Below are 13243 nucleotides of genomic sequence, written 5' to 3' on the forward strand. Positions count from 1 at the left end.
TCCTTTGGGGGGAAAAGATCAATAGCCGAACAGATCGGCCACCTTGGTCAGCATATCACGGATGGGCAGGTTGTAGGGGCAGCGCTTCTCGCAGGCGCCGCACTGGACGCAGGAACCGGCGTGGTACTGCATGGCGTCATACCGGGCCTTGGCCCAGTCGGCCAGGCCGTACTTGCGGGCGTAGTTGGCCATCAGGAAGCAGTTGGGGATGCTGATGCCGTTGGGGCAGGGGGCACAGTAGTTGCAGCGGCGGCAGAACTCGTTGCCCAGCTCTTTGCGGATGCGGTCGCATTCCGCCAGCTCCTCCTGGGTGAGAGGGGAGAAGTGCTCAGCGGCCTCAGCGTTGCGGTCGGCCTCCTCAGGGGAACCCATGCCGGGGATGGAAATATCAATGACGCCGGAGGCGGCAATGAACCGCAGGGCCAGGTTCCAGTCGTCCAGATTGCCGCCGGCCATGGGCTTCATGGCAATGGTGCCGATCCCCATCTCCTTGGCCTTCTTCAATACCTCGTGGCCTTGGGTCTCCACGATGTTGTAGGGGAACATGACAGTCTCGATCTTGTCGCCGTGGAGCTCGATCATCTTCTTCAGCGCATCCACGTTGTGGGCGGTGACGCCCAGATGACCGATCTTACCGGCGGCCTTGGCCTCCTTCAGTGCCTCCCAGGCACCGCCTTCGCCAAACACCTTGTCAATCTCAGCCTCGGGCAGGTTGTGGATCTGGTAGACGTCGATGTAGTCGGTGCGCAGGTTTTTCAGGCTGATGTCGATATCCTTGGCCATGGACTCCTTGTCCCGGGCCATGGACTTGGTAGCCAGGATGAACTTATCCCGGAGGCCCTCCAGGGCGGCGCCCAGATACTCTTCGGACACGGTGTAGCCTCGGGCGGTATCGATGTAGTTCATGCCATACTGCTCCAGCTTATCCACCACAGCCTTGGTATTGGCGGCGTCGGAACGCTGGATCGGGATGCCGCCGAAGGAAACCTGGGCAGCTTTAAGACCAGTTTTACCAAGTGTGACGTAATTCATGACAAAAACCTCACTTTTTATGATGTTTGGTCAGCTAATGATAACGAGTCCCGCGATGAATAGGCCGAGGGACAGAAGTGTAAATGCGATCCAGCTAAAGATACGGGAAAAGATCTCCCACTCAGAGGGCTCGGCGTCCTCCGGATACTTGACCCGGAAGGACAGGTGAAGGCGGAACAGGGTGTCGTCGAATTTAATGAGCAGGGCGGCAATCCCGGCAAGGAAGAGACCCAGAAACCACATCAGGGAATTACCCCGGTGGGCATCCGCTTGGGGCAGCTGGGAGAATCGGATGAGGGTGGACAGGCTGGGCCGGTGTGGGTCCACCACATTGCCGTCTGCGTCGTGTTCGACACTGTTCACCGAGTAGGTGACATGAAAGAGGTCGGAATCAGGCTCGCCGTCCTCCCGTATAAACAGAAACAGATCTTCGGTGTATCCGCCCCGAAAAAGAAAGCTGTCCTCCTCCCGGATCTCTACACCGATCAGGTCCAGGGACTCCCACTCTCCGCCTGGGGCGGCAGTGGGGTCTTCATGGACGGTATAGGGGCCGCAGACCGTGTCCCCCCAGTGATAAGTGACGGTGTTTCCTTCTACCGTGAAGGAGGCGCTCTGACCGTCCACATTGGCGGAGTACACCATGGTGTCACCCTCCATGGCAGGGAAGTAGAGGGCGTCCTGGTACTCCACGCCGTACTGGCGGCCAATGAAGAAGTAGAGGACCGAAAAGACAGCGACAATGACGATCAAAACAATGGGCAGGATCTTTTTCAGCCGGTCGTACATGATAACAGCCCTCCTTGTAAGAGGTCACCCCTGGCCCCGCAGCTCAATGATGCGGTCCCGGAGGACGGCGGCGTACTCGAATTCCAACCGTTTCGATGCCTCCCGCATCTCCTTCTCCAGCTTAGCGATGGCGGCCTCCTTCTCCTTCTTGGACAGAGCCTTCTTGGAGTGGGGCAGCTCGCCTTTGTCCTCGGACAGGTCGATGACGTCCCGCACCGACTTGATGACAGTCTTGGGCACGATGCCGTGGGCCTGGTTGAAGGCGTCCTGCTTGGCCCGGCGGCGCTCGGTCTCGTCAATGGCCCGGCGCATGGAGGGGGTGATGGAGTCGGCGTACATGACCACCAGACCCTGGGCGTTTCGGGCGGCACGGCCGATGGTCTGGATCAGGGAGGTCTCGGAGCGGAGGAAGCCTTCCTTGTCGGCATCCAGAATGGCCACCAAGGAGACCTCCGGCAGGTCCAGGCCCTCGCGGAGCAGGTTAATGCCCACCAGCACGTCGAAGGTGCCCAGCCGCAGGTCCCGGATGATCTCCATCCGCTCAATGGTGTCAATGTCGTGGTGCATATACCGCACCTTAATGCCGGCGTTGGTGAGATAGGCGGTGAGGTCCTCCGCCATCTTCTTGGTGAGAGTGGTGACCAGCACCCGTTCCTTGCGGGCGGTGCGGTCGTTGATCTCCCCAATGAGGTCGTCGATCTGGCCCTCCACCGGGCGCACCTCGATCTTGGGGTCCAGCAGGCCGGTGGGGCGGATGACCTGCTCCACAATCTGGCCGGAGCGTTCCCGCTCGTATTCGCCGGGGGTGGCGGACACATAGACCACCTGATTGAGGCGTTTCTGGAACTCCTCAAACTTCAGGGGCCGGTTGTCAAAGGCGCAGGGGAGACGGAAGCCGTAGTCCACCAGGGAGGTCTTTCGGGCACGGTCACCGTTGTACATGGCCCGCACCTGGGGGAGGGTCACGTGGCTCTCGTCGATGAAGAGGACAAAATCCTTGGGGAAGTAGTCCAGCAGGGTGTGGGGGGGCGACCCGGCGGGGCGGCCCTCAATGACCCGGCTGTAGTTCTCGATACCGGTGCAGTAGCCCAGCTCCTGCATCATTTCCACATCGTACATGGTGCGCTGCTTGATGCGCTGGGCCTCGATAAGCTTGCCCTCCCGCTCGAAGAAGGCCACACGCTCCTCCAATTCCTTATAGATCTCCTGGATGGCGGCGTCCATTTTCTCCTTGGGGGTGACGTAGTGGGTGGCAGGCCAGATGGGGATGGTGTTGAGCCGCCGGATAGGTGTGCCGGTGACCACGTTGATCTCGGAGATGCGGTCGATCTCATCTCCAAAAAACTCCACCCGGATGGCGGAATCCTTCCAGTAGGCCGGGAAGATCTCTACTGTGTCTCCCCGGACCCGGAACATATTGCGCTCAAAAGCGATGTCGTTGCGCTCATAGCGGATGGCCACCAGCTTTTTCAGCAGCTCGTCCCGCTCCATCTGAGCGCCCACCCGGAGGGAGACCATCATTTTGGCAAAGTCCTCCGGCTCGCCCAGGCCGTAGATGCAGGATACAGAGGATACCACGATCACGTCCCGCCGCTCCATCAGGGAGGCGGTGGCCGCCAGCCGCAGCCGGTCGATTTCCTCGTTTACCGCCGAGTCCTTTTCGATAAAGGTGTCGGTGTGGGGGATATAGGCCTCGGGCTGGTAGTAGTCGTAGTAGGACACGAAGTACTCCACCGCGTTGTTGGGGAAGAACTCCTTGAACTCGGCGCACAGCTGGGCGGCCAGGGTCTTGTTGTGGGCCAGCACCAGGGTGGGGCGCTGGACCGCCTCAATGACCTTGGCCATGGTGAAGGTCTTGCCCGAACCGGTGACGCCCAGCAGGGTCTGCTCATCCAGCCCGTTTTCGATGCCTGCCGCCAGGGCGGCAATGGCCTCGGGCTGATCGCCTGCCGGCTGATATTCGCTGACCACTTCAAATTTAGGCATACCATCACCTCTCAGACACATTGTATCAGAACATCAGTTCCATTGCAACGATGAATCGAAAGAATGTTCTTATGGCCGGTAGAAGCCGCTGTCCCGGAGGGACACCATATCGTCGTCCACAAAAATCAGGTGGTCCACCAACTCCACACCCATCCGGGCCAGGAAGGGGGCCAGACTTTCGGTGGTGGCGATATCGTCGCCGGAGGGGAAGGCAATCCCGGAGACGTGATTGTGAGCCAGCACCACCGCCGCGGCATTGAGGGAGAGGGCGGCCTCGGCGATGAGCCGGGTGGTAATGTTGACGGCGTTTACATTGCCCTCGCCCAGTTTACGGATACCCAGCACCTTGCCCTTACCGTCCATGCACAGCAGGCAGAGCTGTTCGTTGCGGGCGCCGAAGAAGTAGGGCTGGAGCAGGGCAAAATAGTCTCTGGTGTTCCGGGCAATGTCGTCCATCTGGGTGCGGGCGGTGAGATAGCGGCCGGACAATTCCTTGGCGGCTTTGAACAGAACGGCGGCGTGTTCGCCCACGCCTTTGACCTTTTGCAGCTCCTCCGGTGTTGCGTCCAGTACCCCAGCCAGAGAGCCGAAATGATTCAGAAGCTCATGGGCCAGGGGATTGGTATCGCTGCGGGGATTGGCGTAGAACAGGAGCAATTCCAGCAGCTTGTGGTCGGGAAAGGAGTCCGGCCGGGCCAGAAATTCAGTTTTTAACCGCTGACGGTGGCCGTCGTGGGTGCCCATGACCGGACTCCTCCTTTATATGTTTAGGCCTTGGCGCCGTACTGAGCCAGATAGGCTTCCATTTTGCTCTTCATCTCGTCGTCAATGTAGACCTTGCCGTCGATCTCCTTATTGTGGAGGAAGGAAATGATCTCCTTGACGGTGACGATGGGGTAGACGGCGATGCCGTAGTCTTCCCGCAGCTCGTCCAGGGTAGAGCAGTCCTTGGTGCCCCGCTCCATGCGGTCCACGGACACGATGAGGGCCTTCATGTTCACGTTGGCCACGTGCTTGAAGAGCTCAATGGTCTCCCGGACGGCGGTACCGGCGGTAACCACGTCCTCCACGATAACCACGTCGTCTCCGTCCTGGGGCTTGTAGCCCACCATGGAGCCGCCCTCGCCGTGGTCCTTGGCTTCCTTACGGTTAAAGCAGTAGGGCAGGTCCCGCTCATAGTTGCGGTACAGGGAGGCGGCGGCGGTGACAGCCAGAGGGATGCCCTTGTAGGCGGGGCCAAACAGGCAGGTTACGCCCTCGGGCAGGTTCTCCTGGATGCAGGCGGCGTAATAGTCGCCCAGCTTGGCAGCCTGAGCGCCGGTCTTGTAGTTGCCGGTGTTGATGAAATAGGGGGTCTTGCGGCCGGACTTGGTGGTGAAGTCGCCGAAGGTGAGCACGCCGGAGCGCACCATGAAGGTGATGAATTCTTCTTTGTAGGTCATGTGAAAAACCTCTCTTCTCAAAATAGTCAAAATATTATACCACTGATGAAGGAACTGGACAAGGGCTTGCGCCGTCCAAAGAAAAGATGGTTTTAGGAAATTTTAATTGTTCTTTTTCCCGCCAATATGATACAATACAGAAACTAACGCAAGCGAGGTGTTCTCTTTTGGAATTGCTGCAATGGCTGACGTCCACCAATCTGGGCGAAATGTTTTTTACCATGCTGGTGTCCATGGTGCCTATCATTGAGCTGCGGGGCGGCGTGCCCTTCGGTACCGCTCTGGGCCTGCCTCCGGGACAGGCGCTGGTGGCCTCGATTATTGGCAATATGATCCCCATCCCCTTTATTATCGTTTATATCCGGCGGATTTTTCTATGGATGCGCCGGAAATCCCCCAAGCTCAATTCCCTGGTGGACAAGCTGGAAAAAAAGGCCCACCTGAAGGGGCAGAAGGTGACCAAATATAAATATATCGGTCTGTGGATATTTGTGGCTATCCCCCTGCCGGGCACCGGCGCCTGGACCGGCGCCCTGGCGGCCGCCTTCCTGGATATGCCTTTGCGGAAAGCGCTGCCCTCCATTTTCCTGGGTGTGGTCACCGCCGGGCTGATCATGACCTTTGCCACCGGCATTGTGGTCTCCACCGTAGGGAGCTGAGTCCCTTCTTCCGCCCCGTGCATAGGATGGGGCGGAGGTGAAGGGTTTGGACGGAATCTTACAGGCCGTATTGGCCCTGCTGGCGGCCATCGGCCTTCTGGCCCTGGGCTGGGTGCTGTTTGGATGGCTGCTTGCTCCGGCGGAAGGGGCCGGCCCGGTCTATGCCGTGGTCCCGGCGGCAGGGGAGGGCGCCCATCTGGAGCAGGACGTAAAGCGGCTGCTGTGGCTGCGGGGACGGCAGAAAAAGGGGTTTACCATCGTGATCGCCGACGGCGGACTGGACCCGGCGGGAAAGGCGGTGGCTGCCGCCCTGCTCACCGGCGCCACTGGCGTGGTGGTCTGTCCCGCCGGGCGGCTGAGCGAGTACATCACAGAGAAATAGCATTCGACAAATCCGCCTGCGGATGGTATCATATTCTCCAAGCGACACAAGGAGGGGCAGCCATGCAGGAGGAGTCACAGGATTATATGCAGGGCACCGTGTCGGCCGTGATCTACCAGAACGAGGAGAACGGCTACACGGTGCTTCGTCTTGACGTTGGGGACGGGGCTCTGGTCACGGTGGTGGGCTGTATGCCGGGGGTGGCCCCCGGAGAGAGTATCTCGGTCCAGGGCAGTTGGACCCGCCACGCCTCCTACGGCGAGCAGTTCAAGGCTGAGACAGTGGAGCGGCGTCTGCCCGCCGGGGCCAAGGCCATCTTCGACTATCTGTCCTCAGGTGCGGTGCGGGGCATTGGCGCCGCCACCGCCCGGCGGATGATCGAGGAGTTTGGGGAGGACGCCCTCACCGTGCTGGAGGAACATCCGGAGCAGCTTACCCGCATCAAGGGTATCACCCGCAAGAAGGCTCTGACAATCGGGGAACAGTTCCGGCTTCAGATGGGGATGCGGCGGCTGCTGGCCTTTCTGGGAGAGCATGAGGTGCCCCTCCAGCTGGCCATGCCCCTGTACCGCCGGTACGGGGACCGGGCCCTGGAGGTCATCCGGGGCAACCCCTATCTGATGGTGGACGAGGAGCTGGGCGTGGACTTCTCCACAGCCGACGCCCTGGCGCTGTCCATGGGTATGGAGGGGGACGATCCTCAACGCATTGAGGCCGCCCTTCTTTTTGAACTAACCTATAATCTGGATAACGGCCATGCCTTTTTGCCCCGGCGGAAGCTGCTCCTGGCCACCGGCCAGCTCATCGGCGTGGAGGGGGAGAGCCAGGAGGATGCCTTGGAGACCCTGCTGGAGCGGGGCGAGGTAATCCAGGAGCCGGTGGCAGGGGAGGAGGCCGTTTACCTCCAGGCCCTGTGCGAGGCCGAGCAGTATGTGGCCTGGCGGCTCACAGAGATGTCCCGGGGTGAGCTCACCGCCCCCCACGGCCTGGATGAACTCATCGACCGTATCCAGGACGGCCAGGGCATCGTGTACGCCCCCCAGCAGCGGGAGGCGGTGGCCCTGGCGGCTACAAGCCAGGTGATGCTCCTCACCGGCGGTCCCGGTACCGGCAAGACCACCTCTCTGCGGGGGGTCCTGGCCCTCTTTGACCAACTGGGGCTGGAGACTGCCCTGGCTGCCCCCACCGGCCGGGCCGCCAAGCGGCTGGGAGAGCTGTGCGGGGCGGAGGGATATACCATCCACCGGCTGCTGGAGACCCAGTACGATCCCCGCTCCGGCAAGCTGATCTTTGCCCACGACGAGAGCGATCCCCTGAAGGCGGACGCCGTCATCGTGGACGAGACTTCCATGGTGGACATTGTGCTGATGCAGGGGCTGCTGGCTGCCCTGCGGGACGACTGCCGCCTGATCCTGGTGGGGGACCCGGACCAGCTGCCCAGCGTGGGCCCCGGCAACCTGTTTTCCGATCTCATCCGCAGCGGCGCTATCCCCATGGTGCGGCTCACCGAGATTTTCCGGCAGGCCGCCGAGAGCGCCATCGTCCGCAACGCCCACGGGGTCAACCGGGGCCAGCTGCCCGACCTGAAGGACCGGGAGCACGACTTCTTCTTCCTGCGCCGGAAGGACCCGGCCCGGGCCGCCGAGACCATTGTGGAGCTGATCCAGACCCGGCTGCCCAACAATATGGGCATTCCCGCCGACCAGATCCAGGTGCTGTCACCCACCCGCAAGCGGGTGACCGGCACCGCCTCCCTCAATAGGGCCATTCAGGAGGCGGTCAATCCCGCCCAGCCTGACAAGCCGGAGAAGCGGTTTGGCGAGTATGTGTTCCGACAGGGTGACCGGGTCATGCAGGTACGCAACAACTACGATGTGATCTGGCATGACGGTTCCGACAGCGGCATGGGCATTTTTAATGGAGATATCGGCACCGTGACCCGGGTGGACAACCGGGAGGGTACCCTTACCGTGGACTTTGAGGGCAGGGTGGTGGAGTACACCCAGGATATGCTGGTGGAGCTGGAGCCCGCCTACGCCATCACCGTCCACAAGGCCCAGGGCAGCGAGTACCGGGCGGTGATCCTGGCGGTGAGTGAGGGGGCCCCCATGCTGCTCACCCGGGGGGTGCTGTACACTGCCATCACCCGTGCCCGGGAACTGCTCATCCTGGTGGGGGATGAGGAAGTGGTGGCCACCATGACCGCCAACGACCGCCAGCAGAGGCGGTATTCCGGCCTGCGGTGGCGGCTGGTGCAGATGAAAGAATAATAAAAAAGGTCCTCTTCCCAGTGAGGAAGAGGACCTTTTTGCAATATAATTTACTTGGTGCCAAAGATGCGGTCGCCGGCATCGCCCAGACCGGGAACGATGTAGCCGTGCTCGTTCAGCTTCTCATCCAGAGCGGCGCAGTAGATGTCCACATCGGGATGATCGTGATGGACCCGCTCGATGCCCTCGGGGGCGGCGATGATGTTCATCAGCTTGATATGCTTGACCTCATAGTTCTTGATGAACTGGATGGCAGCGGAGGCGGAGCCGCCGGTGGCCAGCATGGGATCCAGAATGATAACCTCGCGCTCGGCGATGTCGTTGGGCATCTTGCAGTAATACTCCACAGGCTCCAGAGTATCGGGGTCGCGGTACAGACCGATGTGGCCCACCTTGGCGGAGGGGATCAGGGTCAGGATGCCGTCCACCATACCCAGGCCGGCCCGCAGAACAGGAACGATGGCCAGCTTCTTGCCGGCGATGGTCTTGAACTTGCCGGTGGTGATGGGGGTCTTGATCTCTACCTCCTCCATGGGCAGGTCGCGGGTGGCCTCATAGCACATGAGGGTGGCGATCTCAGAGACGACTTGACGGAAGTCCCTGACGCCGGTGGTCTCATCCCGGAGGATAGACAGCTTGTGCTGCAGGAGAGGATGATCGAGAATGTGTACTTTTTCCATATCCATGGCGCTATTCCCCTTTGTTTTGTTCTTTTGCCAGCCGCTCCCGTTCAGCCTGGGAGAGCCGGTGATAGTCGGGCGCCAGACCCGCCGCGTCGGTGAGCAGGCCCTGCCGGGCAAGCTCCAGACCGCACCGGGCCACGCCCCACGCGCTCTGGAATTGCAGATGGGGGGGCGCCAGGCGGACGTCCAGCCCCAGCCCTTTGAGGGTAGTATAGCATAAAACCGCGCCGTCTCCAACCAGTAATTGCGTTTTTCCGCTGATTTTTAATTCTTCGCCCAGCTCCTCCAGGGAAATGGCCCGGTCGGGAGTCAGGCGCTCCAGCGTTTCGCCGTTACTGGCAAAGCGGGCGTTGTACACCTGATGCCGCCGGGCGTCCATGACGGCGCAGATCTCCAGCCCGGTGTGGGCCAGGTTCCAGGCCATGGACTCCAGGGTGGAACAGGCGGCGCAGGGCTTGTTGCCCGGCCAGGCCAGGCCCTTGGCGGCGGCCACGCCGATGCGCAGGCCGGTAAAGGAGCCGGGGCCCGCCGCCACGGCGATGACGTCCACATCCTCCAGAGTAAGGCCGCACCCGGAGAGCAGGGAAGTGGTCATGGGCATCAGGGTGACCGAGTGGGTCAGGCCGTTGTTCTGATAGGATTGGGCAATGAGCTTTTCATCCTCACACAGAGCCACCGAGCAGGCGGTGGCGGAGGATTCCAGAGCTAATATCTTCATGGTTGGGGACCTCCCGTAATGGTGATGATGCGTTGGTCGTCGTGCTCGCCCCGGCGGATGTCCACCCGGATGGTATCCTCCTCCAGCGCGTCGGCGATGTTTTCGCTCCACTCCACAGCGCACACGCCGCCCCGGGCCAGGTAGTCCTCCCAGCCAATGTCGAAGAGCTCGTCTGAAGAGCCCAGCCGGTACATATCAAAGTGGAACAGGGGCAGACGCCCGCCCTCGTACTCATTGACAATGGTAAAGGTGGGGCTGGTGACCCGCTCCTCCACCCCAAGGCCGCGGGCAAGGCCTCGGGTAAAGGCGGTCTTGCCCGCCCCCAGATCACCGGTAAAGGCGATGACGCTCCCCGGATTCAGCCGGGCGGCCAGAGCAGCGCCTGCGGCCTCGGTCTCAGCAGGGGAGTTGGTTGTGATCTCCATATAACACCTCGTTTATTACAGATGAAATGCCTCGCAGAGTTTGCGCCTCTGGGCGCAAATCAAATGGAATCTGTTTTTCCTGATGACATGAGCATCAGAAAAAACACTTCTCAGCCCGTAAGTGTGGGATTTGTCCGCACTCAGCGGGCAAATCCTGCGCGCAACGGGCTGCAAACGCCTTCCCAAAGCAGTACCGCTGCTTTGGGAAGGACTTTAAATGTGAAGATTCTGACAAGATTATAACACACCTGTTTACCAAACGCAAAAAAGATGGTAAACTAATTTGACGTACGTCCGAACCCGCGGACGAAATAGGTAAGGAGGCGAGCCGGTGTCCTGGCTGAGAGATTCCTTTCGTTCCTTCTGGCAGCAGGGTGACCGGCTGCTGCTGACCCTGTGCCTGCTGGCCAGCGGGTATGGTCTGGTGCTCATTTTCAGCGCCACCCGCTACCTGGGCGAGGCGGACGCCATGCGCTGCATGATCGTGCAGGCCGTGGCGATTGTTATGGGTGTTGTGATCTATATGCTCATGTCCTCGGTGGACATCGAGCTGTTCGTGGATAAATCCTGGAAGTGGCTGCTGCTCTTTAACGTGGTCATCAACGCGCTGGTCCGCACTCCTCTGGGTGTGGAGGTCAACGGCAACCGCAGCTGGCTTCACATTCCCGGATTTCCTGTGAACCTTCAGCCCGCCGAGCTGGCCAAGCTGACCTTTGTACTGCTGCTGGCCTGGCAGATGAGCCGGCTGCGGGACAAGGGCATCAGCAAGCCCTCCTCGGTGTTCCAGATCGCGGGGCACACCCTGTTCATGTTCGGTGTGGTGGCGGTGACCTCCGGCGACTTCGGCATGGGTCTGACTTATCTGATCATTTTTGTCATTATGGCCTGGTGCGCCGGGGTCAAAAAACGCTGGTTCCTGCTGGCCGTGGTGGTATGCGTGGTGGGTGTGGTGCTGATCTGGCCCCACATCAAAGATATGTATTATATGAAGCGGTTCACCGTGGTGATTGACCATATTTTTGGCAATCCGGACACCATTTACGAGCAGACTCAGGGAAAAGGGTGGCAGCAGAGCCGCAGCATTCTGGCCATCGGCAGCGGCGGCCTCACCGGCATGGGTTACCTCCAGGGTATCCAGACCCAGAGTCAGTACAAGCAGTCTCTGCCCGCCCGGGAGACCGACGAGATCTTTGCCGTGTGCGGTGAGGAGTTCGGGTTGATTGGCTGCCTGCTGCTGCTGATTTTATTGGCGGCCATCATCCTGCGGTGTGTGTGGGTGGCCCGCCGGGCCTGTTCCCCCCAGAGCGCCTTTATTGCCATGGGCTACGCCGGTATGCTGCTGGCTCAGGTGGGCGTCAATGTGGGGATGTGCCTCTATGTATTCCCGGTGGTAGGTCTCACTCTGCCCTTTATCAGCTATGGCGGCTCCTCCATCATCACCATGTATGCCGCCATGGGCGTGGTTTCCAGCATCAAAATGCGCTCTTTGCCCAGCTGGCTGCGGGACCGCAGCAGGCTGTAGATGGATAGAGCCTGTCCAATGGGGCAGGCTATGGAGGTAAACAAGAAAGGACGGTTCGCAGCACATGAAGGTCACAAGGATCGAATTGCAGCCCGGCGTCTGGCTGACGGCGGTACAGACCAAAAAATTCAAATCCAGCGTATTGGGGGCCCAGTTTCTCACCCCGCTGACGGCGGAAAAGGCCTCTCTCAATGCCCTGGCTCCCATGGTGCTCCGCCGGGGAACGGCGGCTCATCCTGATATGGAATCCCTGTCCGCTGCCCTGGACGAGCTGTACGGCGGCTCTCTGGAGCCCATGGTGCGGAAGAAGGGCGAGACCCAGTGCGTGGGCTTTGTGGGCAGCTTTCTGGATGACGCCTATACCCTGAACAAGGAGCAGGTGCTGGAGCCGGCCGCCGCCCTGCTGGCGGAGCTGATCGGCGCCCCCTATACTCAGGACGGGGCCTTCTGCCCCGACTATACCGGGCAGGAGAAGGCCAATCTGGCCGACCGCATCAAGGCCCAGGTCAATGATAAGCGGCAGTACGCCCAGATCCGGGTGGTGGCCGAGATGTGCGCCGGGGAGAGCTTCGGCGTGGACAAGCTGGGCAGCCTGGAGGCGGTGGAGGCCATCACTCCCCAGAGCCTGTGGGCAGGCTATCAGGCCCTGCTGAAGGAGGCCCGGGTGGAGCTCTACTACTGCGGCTCGGCGGACGCCCAGCGGGTACAGGCGGCCTTCGGGCCTCTGCTGGCGGTGCTGCCGGAGGGGGAGCGGGCCGGGCTGGTCCGTCCCGCCAAGAAGGCGGCTCCCAAGCAGGCCAGACGGGTGGAGGAGGCTCTGGACGTGACCCAGGGCAAGCTGGCCATGGGCTTCCGCACCAACTGCGACGCCTGGGACCAGAACTACCCGGCCCTCACCCTGGTCAACGCCATCTATGGCGGTACTACCACCTCCAAGCTGTTTATGAACGTGCGGGAGAAGCTGAGCCTGTGCTACTACGCCAGCTCCGGTCTGATGAAATACAAGGACGTGATGCTGGTCTCCTCCGGTGTGGAGTTTGACAAGGTTGGGCAGGCAGAGGCCGAGATCCTCTCCCAGCTCTACAAGTGCCAGACCGGGGACTTCTCCGACGATGAGCTGGAATGGGCCCGCCGGTCGGTGGTGAGCACCCTGCGCACCACTCTGGACACCCAGGCCCGGCTGGAGGACTACTGGCTGGGCCAGTCCGCCGCCGGTCTCACCGACGGCCCCGACGATATGGCCGCCCGGGTGGAGGCCGTTACACGGGCCCAGGTGGTGGAGGCTGCCCAGGATCTGACCCTGGACACCGTATATTTCCTGAAAGGCAGGGAGTGATT

At 61.0% G+C, this 13243-nt stretch carries 13 protein-coding genes; 5 read left to right on the forward strand and 8 right to left on the reverse strand.

The genetic code is table 11. The features are described 5' to 3' along the window. Window positions 1–18: 18 nt before the first annotated feature. The 5 genes from B5G06_RS05145 to pyrE form a co-directional block, all read right to left on the reverse strand. Window positions 19–1032, reverse strand: coding sequence for an aldo/keto reductase (locus tag B5G06_RS05145; protein ID WP_087188020.1), 1014 nt, complete (start codon window positions 1030–1032; stop codon window positions 19–21). 30 nt (window positions 1033–1062) lie between these two features. Further along, on the reverse strand, window positions 1063–1818 hold the full coding sequence (locus B5G06_RS05150; protein WP_087188021.1) for a hypothetical protein: 756 nt from the start codon (window positions 1816–1818) through the stop codon (window positions 1063–1065). A gap of 24 nt (window positions 1819–1842) precedes the next feature. Continuing rightward, window positions 1843–3804, reverse strand: coding sequence for an excinuclease ABC subunit UvrB (uvrB, locus tag B5G06_RS05155; protein ID WP_087188022.1), 1962 nt, complete (start codon window positions 3802–3804; stop codon window positions 1843–1845). Between the two features lie 69 nt (window positions 3805–3873). Continuing rightward, on the reverse strand, window positions 3874–4548 hold the full coding sequence (gene radC / locus B5G06_RS05160) for a JAB domain-containing protein (protein WP_087188023.1): 675 nt from the start codon (window positions 4546–4548) through the stop codon (window positions 3874–3876). Between the two features lie 23 nt (window positions 4549–4571). Beyond that, window positions 4572–5246, reverse strand: a complete 675-nt coding sequence (gene pyrE / locus B5G06_RS05165) for an orotate phosphoribosyltransferase (RefSeq protein WP_087188024.1) — start codon at window positions 5244–5246, stop codon at window positions 4572–4574. A 167-nt stretch (window positions 5247–5413) separates the two neighbouring features. Here pyrE and B5G06_RS05170 point away from each other — a divergent pair, with 167 nt between their 5' ends. The 3 genes from B5G06_RS05170 (at window position 5414) to B5G06_RS05180 (ending at window position 8557) form a co-directional block, all read left to right on the forward strand. Then, complete coding sequence (locus B5G06_RS05170; protein WP_343212801.1) at window positions 5414–5905, forward strand: COG2426 family protein; 492 nt, start codon at window positions 5414–5416, stop codon at window positions 5903–5905. A gap of 46 nt (window positions 5906–5951) precedes the next feature. Beyond that, complete coding sequence (locus tag B5G06_RS05175) at window positions 5952–6287, forward strand: hypothetical protein (RefSeq protein ID WP_087188025.1); 336 nt, start codon at window positions 5952–5954, stop codon at window positions 6285–6287. A gap of 62 nt (window positions 6288–6349) precedes the next feature. Next, window positions 6350–8557, forward strand: coding sequence for an SF1B family DNA helicase RecD2 (locus B5G06_RS05180; RefSeq protein ID WP_087188026.1), 2208 nt, complete (start codon window positions 6350–6352; stop codon window positions 8555–8557). A 50-nt stretch (window positions 8558–8607) separates the two neighbouring features. On the opposite strand, the gene upp is transcribed toward B5G06_RS05180, so the two are convergent. Genes upp through tsaE form a run of 3 tightly spaced genes read right to left on the reverse strand, consistent with a single transcriptional unit; the run spans window position 8608 to window position 10383 of the window. Continuing rightward, the gene (gene upp / locus B5G06_RS05185) at window positions 8608–9237 is read right to left on the reverse strand and encodes a uracil phosphoribosyltransferase (protein WP_087188067.1); all 630 of its coding nucleotides are present in this window, start codon (window positions 9235–9237) and stop codon (window positions 8608–8610) included. Between the two features lie 10 nt (window positions 9238–9247). Then, window positions 9248–9958, reverse strand: a complete 711-nt coding sequence (gene tsaB / locus B5G06_RS05190; protein WP_087188027.1) for a tRNA (adenosine(37)-N6)-threonylcarbamoyltransferase complex dimerization subunit type 1 TsaB — start codon at window positions 9956–9958, stop codon at window positions 9248–9250. Further along, window positions 9955–10383 (reverse strand): tRNA (adenosine(37)-N6)-threonylcarbamoyltransferase complex ATPase subunit type 1 TsaE, encoded by a 429-nt coding sequence (gene tsaE, locus B5G06_RS05195; RefSeq protein ID WP_087188028.1) that lies wholly within the window; start codon window positions 10381–10383, stop codon window positions 9955–9957. Before tsaE ends, tsaB begins: the two co-directional genes overlap by 4 nt. Before the next feature lie 331 nt (window positions 10384–10714). On the opposite strand from tsaE, the gene B5G06_RS05200 reads away from it, so the two are divergent. Beyond that, window positions 10715–11905, forward strand: a complete 1191-nt coding sequence (locus B5G06_RS05200) for an FtsW/RodA/SpoVE family cell cycle protein (RefSeq protein WP_087188029.1) — start codon at window positions 10715–10717, stop codon at window positions 11903–11905. A 64-nt stretch (window positions 11906–11969) separates the two neighbouring features. Then, the gene (locus B5G06_RS05205) at window positions 11970–13241 is read left to right on the forward strand and encodes an EF-P 5-aminopentanol modification-associated protein YfmF (RefSeq protein WP_087188030.1); all 1272 of its coding nucleotides are present in this window, start codon (window positions 11970–11972) and stop codon (window positions 13239–13241) included. The last annotated feature ends 2 nt before the right edge of the window (window positions 13242–13243 follow it).

Origin of the sequence: Flavonifractor sp. An52 (genome assembly GCF_002159385.1) — a bacterium.
Lineage (GTDB): Bacteria > Bacillota > Clostridia > Oscillospirales > Oscillospiraceae > Flavonifractor > Flavonifractor avicola.